General features: G+C 45.6%; 17 protein-coding genes. 10 read left to right on the top strand and 7 right to left on the bottom strand.

All coding sequences use genetic code 11. The features are described from left to right. Positions 1-18 precede the first annotated feature (18 nt). The gene (locus KNQ15_RS13475; protein WP_023467348.1) at positions 19-270 is read right to left on the bottom strand and encodes a GlsB/YeaQ/YmgE family stress response membrane protein; all 252 of its coding nucleotides are present in this window, start codon (positions 268-270) and stop codon (positions 19-21) included. A gap of 33 nt (positions 271-303) precedes the next feature. After that, a complete protein-coding gene (locus KNQ15_RS13470; protein WP_069940353.1) occupies positions 304-552 on the bottom strand; it encodes a GlsB/YeaQ/YmgE family stress response membrane protein in 249 nt (82 codons plus the stop codon). A gap of 320 nt (positions 553-872) precedes the next feature. On the opposite strand from KNQ15_RS13470, the gene KNQ15_RS13465 reads away from it, so the two are divergent. Next, positions 873-1,607 (top strand): ABC transporter ATP-binding protein, encoded by a 735-nt coding sequence (locus tag KNQ15_RS13465; RefSeq protein ID WP_029340938.1) that lies wholly within the window; start codon positions 873-875, stop codon positions 1,605-1,607. Further along, positions 1,604-2,740, top strand: a complete 1,137-nt coding sequence (locus tag KNQ15_RS13460; protein ID WP_214729776.1) for an ABC transporter permease — start codon at positions 1,604-1,606, stop codon at positions 2,738-2,740. The genes KNQ15_RS13465 and KNQ15_RS13460 overlap by 4 nt, the downstream gene beginning before the upstream one ends. A gap of 60 nt (positions 2,741-2,800) precedes the next feature. Here KNQ15_RS13460 and KNQ15_RS13455 read toward each other — a convergent pair whose 3' ends face one another. After that, a complete protein-coding gene (locus KNQ15_RS13455) occupies positions 2,801-4,099 on the bottom strand; it encodes an ammonium transporter (protein WP_029340940.1) in 1,299 nt (432 codons plus the stop codon). A 117-nt stretch (positions 4,100-4,216) separates the two neighbouring features. On the opposite strand from KNQ15_RS13455, the gene KNQ15_RS13450 reads away from it, so the two are divergent. The 7 genes from KNQ15_RS13450 (at position 4,217) to mscL (ending at position 10,987) form a co-directional block, all read left to right on the top strand. Next, positions 4,217-4,519: a MerR family transcriptional regulator gene (locus KNQ15_RS13450; RefSeq protein ID WP_023467353.1), complete on the top strand. Its 303-nt coding sequence runs from the start codon at positions 4,217-4,219 to the stop codon at positions 4,517-4,519. A 143-nt stretch (positions 4,520-4,662) separates the two neighbouring features. Then, positions 4,663-5,709, top strand: coding sequence for a uroporphyrinogen decarboxylase (hemE, locus tag KNQ15_RS13445; RefSeq protein ID WP_214729775.1), 1,047 nt, complete (start codon positions 4,663-4,665; stop codon positions 5,707-5,709). Further along, positions 5,706-6,638, top strand: coding sequence for a ferrochelatase (gene hemH / locus KNQ15_RS13440; RefSeq protein WP_029340941.1), 933 nt, complete (start codon positions 5,706-5,708; stop codon positions 6,636-6,638). Before hemE ends, hemH begins: the two co-directional genes overlap by 4 nt. Further along, the gene (gene hemG, locus KNQ15_RS13435) at positions 6,628-8,037 is read left to right on the top strand and encodes a protoporphyrinogen oxidase (protein WP_047396240.1); all 1,410 of its coding nucleotides are present in this window, start codon (positions 6,628-6,630) and stop codon (positions 8,035-8,037) included. Before hemH ends, hemG begins: the two co-directional genes overlap by 11 nt. A gap of 136 nt (positions 8,038-8,173) precedes the next feature. Continuing rightward, positions 8,174-9,625 (top strand): cardiolipin synthase, encoded by a 1,452-nt coding sequence (gene cls, locus KNQ15_RS13430; RefSeq protein WP_029340943.1) that lies wholly within the window; start codon positions 8,174-8,176, stop codon positions 9,623-9,625. A 75-nt stretch (positions 9,626-9,700) separates the two neighbouring features. Beyond that, the gene (locus tag KNQ15_RS13425; protein WP_029340944.1) at positions 9,701-10,582 is read left to right on the top strand and encodes a Cof-type HAD-IIB family hydrolase; all 882 of its coding nucleotides are present in this window, start codon (positions 9,701-9,703) and stop codon (positions 10,580-10,582) included. A gap of 12 nt (positions 10,583-10,594) precedes the next feature. Continuing rightward, complete coding sequence (gene mscL / locus KNQ15_RS13420) at positions 10,595-10,987, top strand: large-conductance mechanosensitive channel protein MscL (protein ID WP_029340945.1); 393 nt, start codon at positions 10,595-10,597, stop codon at positions 10,985-10,987. Between the two features lie 261 nt (positions 10,988-11,248). Here mscL and KNQ15_RS13415 read toward each other — a convergent pair whose 3' ends face one another. Then, a complete protein-coding gene (locus tag KNQ15_RS13415) occupies positions 11,249-13,411 on the bottom strand; it encodes an ATP-dependent helicase (protein WP_214729774.1) in 2,163 nt (720 codons plus the stop codon). Positions 13,412-13,657: 246 nt separating this feature from the next. Between KNQ15_RS13415 and KNQ15_RS13410 the strand changes: the two genes are divergently transcribed. Beyond that, entirely contained in the window at positions 13,658-14,155 is a 498-nt protein-coding gene (locus KNQ15_RS13410) for a GNAT family N-acetyltransferase (RefSeq protein WP_029340947.1), read from the top strand. Positions 14,156-14,205: 50 nt separating this feature from the next. Here KNQ15_RS13410 and KNQ15_RS13405 read toward each other — a convergent pair whose 3' ends face one another. From KNQ15_RS13405 to KNQ15_RS13395, 3 genes are all read right to left on the bottom strand, one after another. Further along, on the bottom strand, positions 14,206-15,672 hold the full coding sequence (locus tag KNQ15_RS13405) for a glycoside hydrolase family 32 protein (protein ID WP_069940355.1): 1,467 nt from the start codon (positions 15,670-15,672) through the stop codon (positions 14,206-14,208). Between the two features lie 86 nt (positions 15,673-15,758). Next, positions 15,759-17,342, bottom strand: a complete 1,584-nt coding sequence (locus tag KNQ15_RS13400; protein ID WP_214729773.1) for a diguanylate cyclase domain-containing protein — start codon at positions 17,340-17,342, stop codon at positions 15,759-15,761. 25 nt (positions 17,343-17,367) lie between these two features. After that, complete coding sequence (locus KNQ15_RS13395; RefSeq protein ID WP_051656220.1) at positions 17,368-17,838, bottom strand: GNAT family N-acetyltransferase; 471 nt, start codon at positions 17,836-17,838, stop codon at positions 17,368-17,370. Between the last annotated feature and the right edge of the window lie 176 nt (positions 17,839-18,014).

Below are 18,014 nucleotides of genomic sequence, written 5' to 3'. Positions count from 1 at the left end.
TGTCCGAGGGATTTTTGTTTATCGTTTATTCACCGCACGGAGAATGAACGATACGATAAGGATAAGAATGATAGCTCCGAGTAAAGCAGGAACGATTGCGAATCCAGCAACCATTGGACCCCAATTTCCGAATAATGCTTGACCGATCAATGCACCAACAAAACCAGCGATGATGTTACCGATGATACCACCCGGTACGTCTTTACCTAAAATCAAGCTTGCTAACCAACCAATAATACCACCAACGATTAATGCCCATAAGAATCCCATTTAAAACACTCCTTTTCAATTTAAAATATATGATTACTTGCGTACTGCCCGGAGAATAAGTGAGACGATGAAGATCAAGATGACTGCTCCGAGAATAGCCGGAATGACTGCAAATCCACCAACTGTTGGTCCCATTGAACCAAAGATAGCTTGACCAATCATCGAACCGATGAAACCAGCGATGATGTTACCGATGATGCCACCCGGTACATCCTTCCCAATGATTAAACTTGCAATCCAACCGATGAGACCACCAACGATTAATGCCCATAAGAATCCCATTTTTAAACAACTCCTCTACATATTAGTTTTACCTGTTTTCAGGCAGTTATAAACACGTGTGAAAGTGAAAAAATCTGAAATCGTTCGTTCATTAAAAAAAGGACTAGAAGATTAGACCACTTGATAGAGAATAAATGAACGATTCATCGATTTCACTTTCGATTTGCATGTAAATCGTTTTCATATATTGATGTAACGATTACACTTAGAGTAATTACCGAAAAAACAAGTATTAAAACATTATATTTTAAAAAACTACTCGTTACGCTAGAAAAACGAAGCGAGTCTACTTTACGATGAGTCTAAAGGGAGTGGCAAATATGTTATTAGACATTAAAGGTTTGTCAGGAGGATACGGGTCAAAAACGGTTCTGCATGACATCAATATCGAAGTCGATCAGGGGGAACTTGTTGGTTTAATTGGTTTGAACGGTGCCGGAAAATCGACGACAATCAAGCACATACTAGGTCTTTTACCAGTCAAGACGGGATCCGTTCGAATCAATGGATTGGATTTAGCGACGAATGAAACCGAGTATCGTCGTCAAGTCGCGTATATTCCGGAACAGCCGATGTTATATGAACAACTGACGTTACGTGAGCATCTTCGTCTGATGGCGCAAGGATATGACGTCGAAGAGACGATTGCGACAGAACGCGCGCAACATTACGCTGAACGACTCCGAATGACGAAGCAACTAGAATGGTTTCCAAGTGTCTTCTCAAAAGGGATGAAGCAAAAAGCAATGATTTTATGTGCACTCGTCACAGGCAGTGAGCTGTTAATCGTCGATGAACCATTCGTTGGATTAGATCCGCTCGCGATTCGTGAATTACTTCAGATTTTTAGTGAACTCAAGCAGGACGGTAAAGGGATTTTAATGTCGACGCATATCCTTGAGACAGCCGAGCGTCACTGTAATCGATTCGTGCTCTTACATGAGGGGCATATTGCAGCGGAAGGAACGACAGCTGCTTTACGAGCCCGATATGGACTGCAAGATGGAACGCTGGATGATCTCTACGTTGCCGCGATCGAGGAGGCGGAACGATGAACAGCCAGTCCTTATGGAAGGAACGATATCAGGCGGCGATGACGGAGACCGTGAAATATACAAGGTACATGGCGAATGGCGGACTGTTATTCACCGTTTACTTCGTTATTTTGTACGGTTTAGTCGTCTACGGTCGTTTCCTCGATCAACTCGATCCATCGTTTCCTGGTCGATATCTCATGGCAGCCTTATTTCTGATTTTACCGCTCTACCGGACAAGTCGGACGTTTCTCGTCGAAGCGGATCAAGTGTTTCTATTACCGGTATTAGCGAAGTTATCAAGTTTCATGCAACAAGTACGAGCGTACAATGCGGTCTTTGGGATCATTCGTGTCATAATTCCGTTTTTAGCAGTCGTTGTCCTTTATGTCCGAACGGAACAGACGACACCACTTGAACTTGTTTTACTTGGAGCAGCGCTTGCTTTGTTCGGAGCGGCTGCGAATTTATCAAAGCTTGAAGGTATCGCACATCGGACGGTGTTACTGTATGCGTTTGGAGCGGCGCTACTCGTCATCATCGATATGGCGTGGATGACGATCGTCGTCGCAATTCTCTTAATGGTCGTACTCCATTTGAAGCGTCAGGACCATCTTCCTCTACGCGAATGGATTGCACTTGAGCAGGAATCGCGCGATCGATTTTATCGATTAGCGAATTGGTTCGTCGATGTTCCCCATTTGACAGCAACGTATAAACGGCGTCGTCTCTTAAGTAGCATGGTCGAGCGGATTCCACATCGAGCGCAAACGACATTCGATTACTTGTATGTCAAACAGTTCATCCGGAGTGGAGACGGGATCGGATTGATTGTTCGTTTGACATTAATCGGGGCTGTGTTCATGTGGTTAGCAAATGGCAACGAGTTGTTCGTTGCGCTTGCAATCCCTGCGTTTGCAGGACTGACAAGCTTTCAGTTAGCACCGTTCACGAAGGCAGTAGACCAACATCTATTGACTCGTCTATTACCGTTTGGAAATGCTGTACAGGCGAAACGGAAAATCATTCGTTTCGCAGCAATCAGTCAATGTATCGTCTTGACGCTACTCGGATTCTTTTTAAGTGGATCCCTCTATGTCGTTGGTGGTGCAGCCTTGGCGCTTGTAATTGGTGAATACTACGCTCGAAAATAATAAACAAGAAAGAGCCTACGCGATGAATCCATCGCGTAGGCTCTTGTTCGTTATCAATCATTAATTGACACGTTCGTTTGAGAGATCTTCTTCTTCGACCATACGTAATTCTTTGCTGACAGGAGCAGGGAGATCGTAAGAAGCTTGACCATGTTCTGCGACGTCAAGTCCACGTAGTTCATCTTCGCGTGTGATCCGAAGACCAATCGTAAGGTCGAGAACTTTTAAGAATGCGTAACTTAAGACGCTGACGATGACGACGGCAAAGACGACACCAAGTGCTTGAACACCGAGTTGCGTAAAACCGCCACCATAGAAGAGACCAGCTTGTCCGATTCCTGTGATTTCAACGAGTCGTGGTGAAGCGAAGAATCCAGTTGCGAGTGTACCCCAGATACCAGCGACGCCATGAACGGAGAAGGCACATAGTGGATCATCTACACGGCTAGCGAGAAGAATACTCGTCCCATACGTGATCACACCAGCGAGGAAGCCGATGACGACAGCTGCCCACGGTTCAACGAAGGCACAGGCTGCTGTGATGGCAACGAGTGCAGCTAATACACCGTTGATGATCGACGGGATATCTGCGACACGACGGTGCCAGAATGAGATGGCAAGAGCACCGAGGGCACCTGCTGCAGTCGCCAGTAACGTCGTCAAGGCAACGTAACTAAAGAATCCATCTGCAATCGTTAGTGTCGAACCAGCGTTGAAGCCGAACCAACATAACCAGAGGATGAAGGCACCGACGACAGAATAGATGACGTTGTGTCCGAGTAACGGTGTTTTTTCAGCACCGATTCGTTTCTTAAGCAGTAAAGCAGCAACAAGTGCAGCGATCCCACCTTGTAAGTGGACGACCGTTGACCCAGCAAAGTCTTGCATCCCGAGCGAACCAAGGAATCCACCTGCCCAAACGGAACGTGCGATGATCGGATAAATGATAGCAACGAAAAACGTTCCGAACAACAGGTAGACGGATAATTTAGCACGTTCTGCGAATCCGCCCCAAGCGATCGCGAGGGAGACAGCGACGAATGAGAGTTGGAAGAGGAACTTCACATCAATCGTGATGTTTGACCAATCAAGACTGCTGAATCCTCCTTGTAATAAAAATCCTTCCGTTCCGATGATGGAATTGCCATCACCGAACGTCAATCCGAATCCGATTGCCCAAAAGGCGAGAGCGGCAACTGAGAAGCTGATGATTTGTTTGACGGCGACGTGACCCGCGTTCTTCGCTCGTAACATCCCTGTTTCTAGAAGTAAGAATCCGATTTGCATCGTAAAGACTAGTAGTGCTGCGAATAAGACATAAAACGTATCGACTGAGATAGCGAGTTGTTCCAGTTTCATTGTCGTTCCTCCTTTATCCATTTAAAGTATGTGTTTACTTTAGACGGAAATACTTTCGAAGAAACGTGTTGTGTCAGAAAATCTAACATGGTATTTTTGTGGAAAGGAGTGACGAAGATGAACTACCGTGAGAAAAAGGTGATGTCGATCGGAATCGTCTGTGAATTGACCGGCTTGTCAGAACGTCAGATTCGTTACTATGAGGAACGGAAGTTAATCTTTCCAGAACGGACAAATGGAAAGACACGAAAATATTCGTTTACGGATGTCGAGCGACTCGTCGAAGTCGCGGAAAAAATCGAGGATGGCTGGCGCACGCACGAAATTCGAGAAAAAGAACGCAAGGTAACGGAACAACAACGTTCTGACTTGATTCGTGGTCAGTTGAATGCTGCATTCGGTCTTTACAAGAAACAGTGAACATTTCATGAACTGGTAACAGAACTGTCATTTTGTAAACGATTTATTGGCACAGACTTCTTAATTTCAGATATAATGTTTCTGTGTTCACAAACTTATCGTACGTTTTTTTGGGGCGTTAGAACGAGTATAAAGGGGTAGTTATGATGAAGAAATTCAATGATACGTTTTTGCGGGCGATCCGTGGCGAGCAGATTGATCACGTTCCCGTCTGGTACATGCGACAAGCAGGTCGTTATCAAGCGGAATATCGTGAAATCAAGAAGACGCGGACGCTTTTCGAGATCACACATGACTCGGAACTAGGCGCATATGTGACAGAACTACCTGTAAAACAATTAGGGGTCGATGCAGCGATTCTGTACAAAGACATCATGACGCCACTTCCATCGATGGGTGTTGACGTCGAAATCAAGAGTGGCATCGGGCCAGTCATTGCGAATCCGATTCGCACGATGGCAGATGTAGAAGCACTGCAACCTTTCAACCGTGAAGATATTCCGTATATCTATGAAACAATTCGTTTGTTACGGGAGCGACTCGAAGTACCGTTGATTGGTTTTTCCGGGGCACCATTCACGCTCGCGAGCTATATGATTGAAGGTGGTCCTTCGAAGGGATACCATAAGACGAAAGCATTGATGTATGGACAACCTGAGGTATGGCATGCCTTAATGGAGAAACTAGGTGACATGGTCATCGATTACATCAAATCACAAGTAGATGCAGGAATCCAAGCGTTCCAAATCTTTGATTCATGGGTCGGAACGACAAGCCGGAAAGATTATGTCCGTTACATCAAGCCGACGATGGAACGCATTTTCACGGAATTAAAAGACACAGGCGTGCCGATGATCATGTTCGGTGTAGGAGCGAGTCACTTGGCGGAGGAATGGCACAGTTTACCGTTAGACGTCGTCGGACTTGATTGGCGTTTGTCGATCGACGAAGCGCGTGAGCATGGACTGACGAAACCTGTCCAAGGAAACCTCGACCCATCTTATCTGTTAGCGCCATGGGATATCCTTGAAGCAAAAACGAAGGAGATTCTCGACATGGGAATGAAGCAACCAGGCTTCATCTTTAATCTCGGTCACGGCATCTTCCCGGAAGTCGATCCAGAAGTATTGAAACGTTTGACTGCATTTATCCATGATTATTCGAAAGAAAAAATGGAGGTAGGAAAATGAAGACGTTAGGACTACTTGTTATGGCGTACGGTACGCCATATAAACCAGAAGATATCGAGCGTTATTATACGCACATCCGTCGCGGACGCAAACCGTCTCCAGAAGCATTGGCAGAGTTGACGGAACGTTACGAAGCCATCGGTGGTGTCTCACCACTCGCACAAGTCACGATTGATCAGGCTGAAGAGCTACACCGTCAATTGTCTGAGAAATATGCTGGTGAAATTGAGTTCAAGCTCTATCTTGGTCTGAAACACATCGAGCCGTTCGTTGAGGATGCTGTCGAGCAAATGGCAAAAGACGGCATCACGGAGGCGGTCACGGTCGTTTTAGCACCGCACTATTCGACGTTCAGTATCCGTTCATACAATGGTCGTGCGAAGGAAGTCGCGGACAAGCACGGTATTCATTTAGCATCTGTTGAATCGTGGTACAAAGAAGAAGCGTTCCTCGATTGGTGGGGTAAAGAAATCCGCAAGACGTTCGACGCTTTACCAGTACCTGAAGAGAAAGCTGTCCTTGTCGTTTCAGCACACAGTCTGCCTGAGAAAATCATCGCAAACGGTGATCCATACCCAGAGCAATTGAAAGAAACAGCCGAATTGATCGCACAACGTGCAGGTGTACCGCACATGATCACAGGCTGGCAATCGGCTGGACAAACGCCAGAACCATGGCTTGGACCAGATGTTCAGGATTTGACGCGTGATGTCTACGAAGAAAAAGGATACGAAGCATTCGTCTACGTACCCGTTGGTTTCGTTGCCGATCACTTAGAAGTACTGTTTGATAATGATTACGAGTGTAAAGTCGTCTGTGACGAACTCGGAATCCATTATGCGCGACCTGTCATGCCAAATGCGAATCCAGCTTTCATGAAGGCTGTCACGGAAGCCGTAGCGAAACAGGTGGGTAGTTATGTCCAGTAAACGTCTCGTCATCGTGGGCGGTGGTATATCAGGACTTGCAGCCGCCTATTATGCAGAGAAACAGTTTCCGGAAATGAATATCACGTTACTCGAGGCAGAAGGTCGTCTCGGTGGTAAGGTGGCGACATATCGGGACGAAGGATTGACGATCGAGCGTGGACCGGATTCATACGTCGCTCGGAAACACGTGCTGACGGATCTCATCGAAGAGATCGGATTAGGGGAACAACTCGTTCGCAATAACACGTCGCAAGCGTATATCTTGGATGTGCGCGGTCTCCACCCGATTCCAAAAGGTGCCGTCATGGGTATCCCGACCGATTTAGAGTTATTCGCAGAGACATCTCTATTGACGGAAGAAGAAAAAGCAGAGGTGTCAGAACGCTTGCTTCATCCTGCTCCTGATTTGACGATTCCGGAAACGGACATTCCATTAGGGGAATACCTGCGTCCGCGTCTTGGAGATGCGCTCGTTGAGAAGTTGATCGAACCGCTTCTTTCAGGCATCTATGCGGGTGATATCGACCGGATGAGTACGTTTGCAACCTATCCGCAATTTGTTGCCAATGAACAAAAAGCAGGAAGTTTGTTCGAAGGAATGCGTCTCATGCGTCCGCTTGACCAACAACAAGGTCCGACGCTCAAAGCGACAGGTCAATTCTTGTCACTTGCTACTGGACTTGAATCCCTTGTCGAGCGGCTAGAAGAGGTGCTTGAACGGACAGAAATTCGTCTTGAGACACCACTTCGCTCCATTGAACGGGAAGAAGATGGGCGGTATCGTCTCGAAACGGATCATGGTCCAGAGTATGCCGATGATATTTTGTTGACGATTCCGCATCACCAAGTCGTGTCCCTGTTACCAGAAGCGACGCTTCCAGGGCTTGCGAACCTTTCGACACACTCAACGGCGACGGTTACGTTGATTTTCGATAAAGAAACTGCGTTACCGATTGATGGAACAGGATTCATCGTCAACCGTCGGGCACCGTATTCGATTACAGCATGCACGGCGATTGATCAAAAGTGGAATCATGCGGCGCCAAATCATACCGTGCTCCGTGCCTTCATCGGACGCCCCGGAAAAGATGCACTCGTTCGTGAATCAGATGAAGTGATTGAACGCGTCGTCTTAGAAGACCTTGAAAACATCTGTGGTCGTCCATTGCAACCGGAACGTGTCGTCATCAGTCGTCTATTAGACGGCTTACCGGCCTACACGGTAGGACATGCACAGCGGATTCAAGAAGTGCGAGAAATCGTCTCTTCTCACTATCCACACATTCATTTAGCCGGACTTGCTTATGATGGTGTTGGATTGCCAGACTGTGTGGCAGGTGTCAAAGCGACGCTTGAACAAATGGCGTTACAACAACCAGAACCATGTCCAGAATCATGACACACCTAAACCTTTTTGAAGCTAGCAGTGCTTCAAAAAGGTTTTTTTGTCTTCAGAAGAATGATGAGGAAAGAAACGGGAATAAGAGACAGAGGAATCAAAATCGAAGAATACCGTTAAAACGGGAGGGAATCGTATGGTGGAAGTATGGAGTACATTCACGATCATCATCGTCTACGGATTGCTCATCATGAATATCTTGGCTGTTCTGACAGTTATTTTTCTCGAACGGCGCGATATTGGTGCGACGTGGGCATGGGTATTCATCTTGTATTTCGTTCCGCTCGTAGGATTTCTCGTCTATCTGTTTTTCGGAAGACTGTTGAAAAAAACGAATTTTTATCGTGTCACGGATGAAGAACAACTGGAACAGGATAGACGGATTGCCTTACAGAAAAAAGAACTTGTAACGATGGGACGGCACCCGATGATTCAAAAGCACCGGGATATGATTCGGATGAACCTGATGTCGAACGGTTCGTTACTCAGTCTCTCCAATCAACTGCAGATTCTTTCGGATGGCGAGCAGAAGTTCAATCGGATGATTCAAGATATCCGCCAGGCTGAGCATGAAGTGAATATCCAGTACTACATCATTCAGAAAGACCGCCTCGGGTTAGCGTTGATCGATACATTAACCGATTGTGCCCGTCGAGGAATCAAAGTCCGTCTCTTGTATGATGCTGTCGGATCACGCAGTCTCAAACGGACGGATTTCAAGGATTTACTCGCACACGGCGGAGAAGTGTTTGCCTTTTTCCCATCGACGATCGGATTCGTTAATTTTCGATTGAACAACCGCAATCACCGTAAATCTTGTATCATCGATGGTCGAATCGGTTACATTGGTGGGTTCAACGTCGGTACGGAATATCTCGGGATCGATGAAAAGTTTGGCTACTGGCGAGATACACATTTTCGCTTGGAAGGTGACGTCGTTCACGATCAGCTTGATCGCTTTATTCTCGACTGGAACCAAGCAAGTGACGTCTATACGGAAAAATCTTTGTTTTACTATGGAACGCACAGGATTCAGGATATATTACCGATGCAAATCGTCACGTCGGGTCCGGATTCCCGTTCAGAATATTTGAAGCTTGCCTTGATTAAGATGATTAACGAAGCAAAACGGACGATTTACATTCAATCGCCTTATTTCATTCCAGACACGAGTTATTTAGATGCGTGTAAGGCAGCTCTTCTGTCCGGAGTGGAAGTGCGAATTATGATCCCGAACAAACCGGACCATCCATTTGTTTACTGGGCAACGACTGCTGCTGTAGGGGAACTACTATCTTACGGAGCTAAAATCTACACGTATGAACCTGGATTTTTACATGCGAAGACGATCGTCGTCGATGGCGAGGTTGCTTCGGTTGGAACGACGAATATCGATGCACGAAGTTTTCGGTTGAATTTTGAAATGAATACGATTGTCTATGATCAGGAAGTAACGATTGAACTAGAACGGCTCTTCCTCGCCGATTGTGAGGTATCAAAGCTCATGACGGTCGATTCGTATGCCGCGCGTTCAAGAATGATTAAATTCAAGGAAAGTATTTCGCGTTTGTTGTCCCCGATCTTGTAAAACGCGTTTACGACCAGTCAAAATGTGAAAAATGGTATAGTGGTATGGAAATAGAAAAAGAGGAGAGTGAAGACGATGGCAAATCCAATCAAACTACTCGTATCAGACATGGATGGAACCGTTCTTTCGGGTAAACAACGAATTGAACCGGAAACGATTCAGGCAATTGAAGCAGCACGCGAACAAGGTGTCGAGTTTGCAATCGCGACAGGACGTAACTACTTAAATGCAAAAGAATTAACAGATGCAGCAGGAATCCACTGTCCGATCATCGCGTCAAACGGGGCACGTGTGATGACCGTCGATGGAGAAGAGTTGAGTGCGACGACGTTAACGACGGAGCAAGCGCAACAAATTTACGGCATCATCAGTCAATATGAAGTCTTCTTCGAGATGTTCTGTGATCAAGGACTCGTGACAGCACAAGGGGCGACAATCGATGCAGCCTACGATTCGTTGAAAGAGTTGAGTGAAGAGAGTGATCGGGCAAAACAAGTGCTCGATTTCTTCCACGATCGCTATTATGTCCAAGAAGACGTCAAGATGATTGATGGATTCCGATCGTACATTCGCAACCAAGCAGGACAAGTGTTCAAGTTCATCTCGTTCTCGTTTGATCAAGAATTAATGAAAAAGATTTGGCAGGAAATCGAGCAGAAGGTCGACGGTGTCTATGTCACGTCGTCAGGACACGATAATATCGAAGTCATGGCAGCTGGGGCCGATAAAGGAACGGCAGTTAAAATTCTTGCCGACCACCTTGGTGTTCCGATTGAACAAGTCGCTGTCATCGGTGATAACTTGAACGATATCCCGATGTTCAAGGTTGCCGGCAAGGCGATTGCGATGGGGAATGGTCATGATGAAGCAAAAGCGATTGCCCATCACGTGACGAAAACAAACAATGAGCACGGCGTCGGATATGCGATTCAGCAGTTGGCGTCCCGCGCTTGGTAAGGGGGACGTTTCATGTTTAAGGCATTCAAGGAGTTCGCCTTTCGCGGAAATGTGATTGACTTAGCGGTCGGGGTCATTCTCGGTGCTGCCTTTAGCGGGATCATCAAGTCGCTTGTCGACAGTGTCTTCATGCCGTTGATCGGAATCATCATCGGTGGCATTGATGTCAAAGGCTTGTCAGTCATGGTCGGAAACGCGGAGTTACAGTATGGTCAGTTTCTTCAAGCAAGTATTGAATTCTTGTTGATCGCATTTGCTCTGTTCCTCTTCGTCAAGGGCATCACTTCGTTCCGAAAGAAAGAAGAAGTCGTCGAAGAAGAGGCAGCGCCAACGACAGAAGAAAAATTACTGACAGAAATTCGGGACGCCTTGGTTCGTCAGAATGAGTCATCGACGAAAAATTAACGGATACAACAAAGGCTGACTCAAAAGTCAGCCTCTACAAAGATAAAGGTGGCAGAATAAAAATCTGCCACCTTTATCTCGTAACAAAAAGAATGACGCGTCACACGTCACTCCTACAGGAAAAAGCGCATTATGCGCTGTCAGAGACAAACAAGACCCGCTTTCCTGCTTGAATGAAGCAGGAAAACTGGCTTGTGTCTCGCCTGAGGAAAGAGCGTGAAAAGACGCGTCATTCTTTTTTTGAGTCAGGTCCATTTTAAATCATAAAATTTCGAGTAATGCATTTTCAGAGCAGACTTGTAACGAAAGCTGTTTTTTCATTCCTTGATCAAATGAAATTTCTAGCACGTCGTCAACCAGGTGCAAGACGGTTCCAGGACCAAATGCTGTATGCGAGACACGCATGTTCTCAGTGATCGGTAGTGGAGGAATGCTAGCTCGCGCTGTAACAGCAGGGCGATGGTGCTCTACTTTTCGTTTTGCAGCGTCAGGCGTGACAAGACGATGGACGTCTTCGACGAATGGCGAGACATCAAATGATTTTGATTTAAAACGATAGGACAGGAGATGTAGTTCATGTCTTGCCCTTGTCATGCCGACGTAAAACAAGCGCGCTGCTTCTTCCATATCATCGAGTTGCCCATTCTTATAAGCTTTAATCGTATCAGCTGACGGTAGAATCCCTGCGACGAGATCGATCATGAAGACACGATCGAATTCGAGTCCTTTCGCACTGTGGAAGGTCGAGAGGGTGACCGCATTTTGATTTTTATTTTGTTTCGCATCACGCATTAACTGTTCAAGATGCGATATTCGTTCGCGAAAGGCAAGTAACGTCGGTACATCGCTTGCAATATTATCGATCGTATTCAATGTTTCGAGCAGATGATCGAGGCTAAAACCAAGACTCTCACTCATTTTCCGTAAATTCTTTTCGTATCCTAATTCATGACGAATGAGGGAAAGCGCAGCAGACGGACGAACGGTCTGAATGGAAGCAAACGTCCGTTTCATTTGCTGGAGTTGTTTCTTTTGATAGAACTTCATCTCGATTTTATTTATAAGCAGATCAAACAAAGACTCACCCGTACCGAACTGCTGCAATTGAGCCAGTTGCGCTTTTGAGATATACCCGACGAATTTCGTATGGATGGTTGCTAGAATCTCGATATCTGTTGGATCTTGTGCGAATGTCATGAAATTTAAAATATCCTTCAAAATCCAATGACTGAAGAATTTATGATCAACATCCTTAATGTAGAAAGGGATATTTGCTTGATCTAACGCATTCATGACGTTAATTGAAGAAGCGTTGTTGCGATATAAGATGGCTACTTCACGATAATTTGTCTCTGTCCGTAACTGATTCAACAGATAGCGGGTCTGATCTTCATAAGTCGGTAGCGTCTCTAAGATGATTGGACGAACAGCAGCGTTCTCCGTGAACATCTGTTTCGGATAGCGTGCTTTATTGCGCTGAATGAATTGGTTCGCGACGGATACGATGTCTTGAGACGAACGATAATTTTGCTCCATATAAAGAATCGTCGCATTCGGATACGTATCCTTGAAATGAAGGATTTTCGAAGCATCTGCACCACGCCAACTGTACAGTGTTTGGTCATCATCCGCGACGACACATAGACGGTTGTGTGGTAAGGCTAACTTCTCGACCAATTGATGCTGGACGAGTGACGTATCCTGACTCTCATCCGTTAAAATATAGTCAAAGCGTCGCTGATAATGTTGCAACAGACGACGGTCTTGCTCCAAAATCGTATTTGCATACGTCAACATATCGTCAAAGTCGAGTAACGGATGTAAGGGATCACGCGACTTAAATTGTTCATATGCCACATAGATATCAGGAAAATGTTTAATCGTCGTCGGTACTGCCTTGATTTCCTTTAAAGACAGGAGACGGTTCTTGACGAAGGAAATCATCCGTAATAACTCATCCATCTGATCATCAGTAATGACACTCCGATTCATTTCCTGGAAAATACGCCGGAGTAACATGCGTTTATGTGGCGCATTCGGATGTTGTTGATCCATCGGTCCTTCGATGATCGTATAGGAGAGACGTTGCTGGGATGTATGATCCCGAACGACTTGAAAAGCAAAACTATGGATCGTTGAAAAAGCTGCCGTTGTTCCGATTAGCTCATGGAATAAGTGATAAAATCGATCCGCCATCTCACGCGCTGCCGCTTTACTGAAGGTCAGCCCTAGAATACGATGTGGTTCGATCTTTTTTTGTAAAATCAAATAGGCAATTTTAAAATTAAGCGTCGTTGTTTTTCCAGAGCCGGGTGAGGCGAGTAACAGCAACGGACCATGGTCATGTTCGATTGCCTGTTGTTGAACAGGATTCAGTTGAATGCCGGTCAATCGCTCCATCTGTTCGAAAAAATCTTCATGCATGATACAGTTCACCTCGAGCGTATTAATTTCGCGTCCAATAATCGAACTTTCCCTAGTGTATCATTTTTAGTGTCAGGAGTGGATTACGGAAAGAAGAACCGTGGAATAAAGAGACAAGAACCTATTGGATGTTATGTAAGACGAGTACCCTAAAAGACTAGGCAAATGGACACAAAAACATTAAAATGGGAATAGATGTAAGAGAGTACTCTCTTGTCCTGTACAAAGAGGGAAGGCGGAATGAGAATGTCTGTAGTGAAATTACACATGTATACGAATGAACATTATGAACAATGTGAGGCGTTCATTCTTCCAGAAGAACAAGTCCAGTTTACTTCTTTTCCGACGGATGTCGTCACAGATGCAGTTGCCCATCCAGATAAATTCCCGGTCGTCATCAAAAAAGACGATCTCGTCGTCGGATTTTTTATTCTCCATCTCAATCCCCCTAAAACACATCGAACACATGAACAAAGTGTCCTGTTACGTGCCTTTTCCATTGATGTACGCCATCAACACCAAGGATACGCGAAAGAGGCAATGATGCAGTTGCCAGAGTTTGTCCATCATCATTTTCCAGAAGTCACAGCGATCACACTGGCAGTCAATAAGAAGAATATTGCTGCAAAATCATTGTATTTCAAGACGGGATACGTCGATACGTTACAGTCCGTCATGGGTCCGATTGGGGAGCAACACATCCTTGCATTTGATTTAGAAAAAGAACTGCGATTGAAGCATTGAATTAAAAAAGCATTTTCCTGATTCTATTCAGGAAAATGCTTTTTGTTCATTTAAGATAAATCAAAAATGGATAGATGGGCAGTCGCTTCACCAGAGAAGGCGATCCCACGACTGGATGCTTTCGGGAAGATGCGTCCAGATGCAACGGCTTCTCCATCGTTCAGGAAAAGTTCAAATGAAGAACGATCTACGAACAAACGTAATGTATGCAAGTCTTTTGTAAGGACAGTCGACCGCGATGTACCAAATGTTTCAGCAGGGACTTCCGCGCCTGAACGGCTTCGATCGATCGTAAATTGACGTGATACAGCATCGTAGTGGAATACCGTCTCTTCTGTAGCGTCTTGACGAATCGAGAAGCGGAACGAGTCGGACGACAGCTTCAAGTCTGTCATCATGAGTTCGAAAATCTCGGCTTCCGCAATCGTCACATCTTGCTCGAAAAGAATCGTTTCGTCAAACAGTGTCTCTTTTCGTAGCTGTGTCAGTTCACGGACAGGTCGTTGACGAAGTTGTCCCTGTTCGATCGTTAATTCACGTGGCAATGTCAAAGCATGTGCCCAGTTATAGATGTCAGAAGGATAACTAATATCCGGTAACCCCATCCAACCAACAAGAATCCGTCGACCATCTGCCGCTTCAGTTGTTTGTGGCGCGTAGAAGTCAAATCCGAAATCGAGTTCTTGGAACGATTCGTGTGTGAATGTTAAGTCGGGTAAAGCTAACGGTTCACCGATGAAATAACCGGACTGGAAGATATTTTGATAGTTCGTACCATCCGGTTCAATCCCTTGAGGACTAAAGAGGAAAACACCTTTTCCATCGAGTTCAAAATAATCAGGACATTCCCACATATAACCGAATGTTGGATTGTTCGTCTGTAATTCACCGAGGAATGTCCAGTGCTCTGCATCTTGAGACTGATAGATGACAGTACAACCCGTCAAGTCAATGCGCTGTGCACCAATGATGCAGTACCAGGTACCCGATGCATCTTGGAAGACTTTCGGATCACGGAAATGTTCCGTATATCCTGCAGGAACGTTTGGGATAGCAGGTGGTAAATGTTTTTCGATTCGTCCGTCGGAGCGGAGATGACCGACGATCTGGCTCGTATGGCGATTCCAATCCGCATCCCGTTTATTGCCGGTATACATGATGTGCACTTGATCATCTTTAATGAAGCCACTACCGGAATAAGCACCGTGCGAATCAGGATCGTCATTCGGGATCAAGGCGGCTCCTTCATCGAACCAATGTACAAGGTCTTTTGATGTCATGTGATACCAGTACTTCAGCCCGTGTACGGGTCCGAGTGGAAACCATTGATAAAACAAATGATAGAGACCATCATGATAGACGAAGCCGTTCGGATCATTCAAAAGTCCGGTCGGAGGTTGGATATGGTAAGAAAATCGCCAAGGAGATGTGCGAACTTCTTCCTTCATCGCTTGGTAGACGCTCGGATCGACATCCGAGAGGGGACGGTATCGTGCTTCACGTGTCCATTGATTCATGTTGACAGCTCCTCGTTGAAAAATTATACGCTTCTCGTTCACCTTACGGAGGAGAGCAGCGCTTGTCAATCCTCCGTCCTGAATGGTCAATGAACGGACATACATCCTCTACCGTTTTGCTTCGAACGATAGAGCGCTAAATCAGCATGATGCATGACTTGTTCGAGTGATTCTCCTGTCACCTGTTCGGCGACTCCGATACTCATCCCGATGTGGACGGTTTGTTCTTCTAAGTGATACGGCATCGAGACGTGAGCGATCCATTGTTCACCTAAGTATCGTGCTTCTGTTAAGGATTGAGTCGTCAAGACGATGATGAACTCATCGCCGCCCAGACGAGCCACGAATCCACCCGGTGGAAGCAATTGTTCGAGACGTTGACTGACTTCGATCAGCAGGAGATCACCTAGCGCGTGACCATACGTATCATTGACTGCTTTAAAGCCGTCTAAATCAAGGAAAAGATAGATAGAATGCGTTTCTGCAGGCAATTGTTCGATGTATTGAGCGAGACCGTTGCGGTTCGCGAGACCAGTCAGGCTATCGCGTTGTGACAAGCGTTCAAACGTCAATTTCTCTTGTTCGGTATGTAGCAAGCGATGAATCAGTCGTTGTAAGGCATCCGTCAGTGTCTCGATTTCTCGGATTCCACGATGATTCGGGAGTGATTTTGATGGATCATCCTGCATCTGTTGTGCGGCATGTGTGATTTTTAATAATGGTCGTGTCAATAGCTTCGCTAACATCCAGCCAAGTACGGCTGTAACGAAAGAGGCAATCAAACCAGCGATGAAAATCGTTTGACGTAAAGCATCGGCATCAGCGAACGCAATCGAAGTCGGTTGACGTACGAGAACCGTCCAACCTAAGCCATCGTAATCCTTGTAACCTCGGCTTGTGCTTTGACCAGAGACAAATTCTTTCCCTTGCCAGGAAGCGGTCGCAGAAGCATTCGAAGTCAGCGTTACGCTATCAGGTAATGTTTTACCGCTCCATCCGCTTGGTCCAAGTAAAATCGTTTTTCGATCTTGACTAATGATGAAGACATCGACTTGTTGGAGAGAGGAAGTAGCACTCTGAAAGCTTTGTTCAATCGCTTTTGCCCATTCGAAACTGAGATGTGTTGCGAGGACACCAGAAAATCGACCCTGATCATATAAAGGTGTACTAATATCGACGAATTGGAGTGGCTCACCGCTTGGGTTCGGCAATAATTTTGCGAGTAGGACAGCTTCATGGACATCCCCGATGAATGGTTGTGATAAGGCTTGTTGGAAGACAGGGCGTTCCTTGATCGACGTTCCTTCAAGAATCTGGTTCGTTGACGCAACGACGTTACCTTCCGTATCTAATCGACCAATCCAAGAAAAGTCAGGAATCTGCCGTTGTAACTCTTCGAGTGTCCGTCGCGTTTCTGTTTTTTGTTCTGTTTGTTGAATCGTTGATAAGGAACCCAGCAATTTTACTTCGGCATAACGTGACCACATGTAATGATCAAGCTTATCAGATAGTTGGTGAGCGGTCGTTGACAGATTCATCCCGACTTCCGATTGGAGTCGGTTTGTTGCATGTTGACTAATGAAAAAAGTTAATCCGAGCGTCATGCTAAAAAATAGCAGGGAAATCAATCCCGCTAACAAAACATCAAAGCGAAGTGAGGGTTTGGACATTGTGTGATACTCCATTCATACGTTTTCATTTGTTTTTACTTACATCATACACGTAGACGTCTACGAGTTGTTCGCGGTTCGAGAAACTCGTTCGCACATAGCGGAAATCGTGTTTTTCCCAAAAACGACGGGCTCTTAAATTATCAGGTAAGACCGCGAGATGAATGTGAGGTTCCTGACTTAGGAATCGATCACAAAAAGCGGATAGTAACCGACTGCTAATTCCCGTACCGTGTTGAGAAGCATCCATTAAGAATAAACCGATCCAAGGTGTACCGTCTTTTGGATGCTTCGGTAGGTAGTCAATCAGTAAGACGGGTTCTCCGTCCACATATCCAATCAGCGATACGGTATCGGGATTTAAAAACTCTTCCTGTAAGGTCGAATCAGAGAGCGGAAGCACTCGTTCTTCTAAGAGCGCATATTCAGGAACGCTCGCGTACAACGATTGGATGATCGGAAAGTGATCATGTGTTACTTGTTCAAAAAGAATCATCTAGCGACTCCATTCTTTATTTTTAGTATAAAATTTCTGCTGTTACGCCTTTTTAATTGGAATCGGATTACATATTTGTAAGAAATGAGGCTCATCACCATAACACGTGGTTGCTATTTTAACCACCAAGCTCGAGGCGCAATCTCAAAAAGAATCGTTCGAGGTTTCGGTAGCCA

Source organism: Exiguobacterium sp. s168 (assembly GCF_018619035.1).
Taxonomy (GTDB): Bacteria; Bacillota; Bacilli; order Exiguobacteriales; family Exiguobacteriaceae; genus Exiguobacterium_A; species Exiguobacterium_A acetylicum.
This window is presented reverse-complemented; position numbering and strand designations above follow the sequence as displayed.

What these genes read in the sequence shown, in the direction of transcription:
- KNQ15_RS13475 (WP_023467348.1), bottom strand. Translation starts at nt 270, where the DNA reads ATGGGATTCTTATGGGCATTAATCGTTGGTGGTATTATTGGTTGGTTA.
- KNQ15_RS13470 (WP_069940353.1), bottom strand. Translation starts at nt 552, where the DNA reads ATGGGATTCTTATGGGCATTAATCGTTGGTGGTCTCATCGGTTGGATT.
- KNQ15_RS13465 (WP_029340938.1), top strand. Translation starts at nt 873, where the DNA reads ATGTTATTAGACATTAAAGGTTTGTCAGGAGGATACGGGTCAAAAACG.
- KNQ15_RS13460 (WP_214729776.1), top strand. Translation starts at nt 1,604, where the DNA reads ATGAACAGCCAGTCCTTATGGAAGGAACGATATCAGGCGGCGATGACG.
- KNQ15_RS13455 (WP_029340940.1), bottom strand. Translation starts at nt 4,099, where the DNA reads ATGAAACTGGAACAACTCGCTATCTCAGTCGATACGTTTTATGTCTTA.
- KNQ15_RS13450 (WP_023467353.1), top strand. Translation starts at nt 4,217, where the DNA reads ATGAACTACCGTGAGAAAAAGGTGATGTCGATCGGAATCGTCTGTGAA.
- hemE (WP_214729775.1), top strand. Translation starts at nt 4,663, where the DNA reads ATGATGAAGAAATTCAATGATACGTTTTTGCGGGCGATCCGTGGCGAG.
- hemH (WP_029340941.1), top strand. Translation starts at nt 5,706, where the DNA reads ATGAAGACGTTAGGACTACTTGTTATGGCGTACGGTACGCCATATAAA.
- hemG (WP_047396240.1), top strand. Translation starts at nt 6,628, where the DNA reads ATGTCCAGTAAACGTCTCGTCATCGTGGGCGGTGGTATATCAGGACTT.
- cls (WP_029340943.1), top strand. Translation starts at nt 8,174, where the DNA reads ATGGTGGAAGTATGGAGTACATTCACGATCATCATCGTCTACGGATTG.
- KNQ15_RS13425 (WP_029340944.1), top strand. Translation starts at nt 9,701, where the DNA reads ATGGCAAATCCAATCAAACTACTCGTATCAGACATGGATGGAACCGTT.
- mscL (WP_029340945.1), top strand. Translation starts at nt 10,595, where the DNA reads ATGTTTAAGGCATTCAAGGAGTTCGCCTTTCGCGGAAATGTGATTGAC.
- KNQ15_RS13415 (WP_214729774.1), bottom strand. Translation starts at nt 13,411, where the DNA reads ATGCATGAAGATTTTTTCGAACAGATGGAGCGATTGACCGGCATTCAA.
- KNQ15_RS13410 (WP_029340947.1), top strand. Translation starts at nt 13,658, where the DNA reads ATGTCTGTAGTGAAATTACACATGTATACGAATGAACATTATGAACAA.
- KNQ15_RS13405 (WP_069940355.1), bottom strand. Translation starts at nt 15,672, where the DNA reads ATGAATCAATGGACACGTGAAGCACGATACCGTCCCCTCTCGGATGTC.
- KNQ15_RS13400 (WP_214729773.1), bottom strand. Translation starts at nt 17,342, where the DNA reads ATGTCCAAACCCTCACTTCGCTTTGATGTTTTGTTAGCGGGATTGATT.
- KNQ15_RS13395 (WP_051656220.1), bottom strand. Translation starts at nt 17,838, where the DNA reads ATGATTCTTTTTGAACAAGTAACACATGATCACTTTCCGATCATCCAA.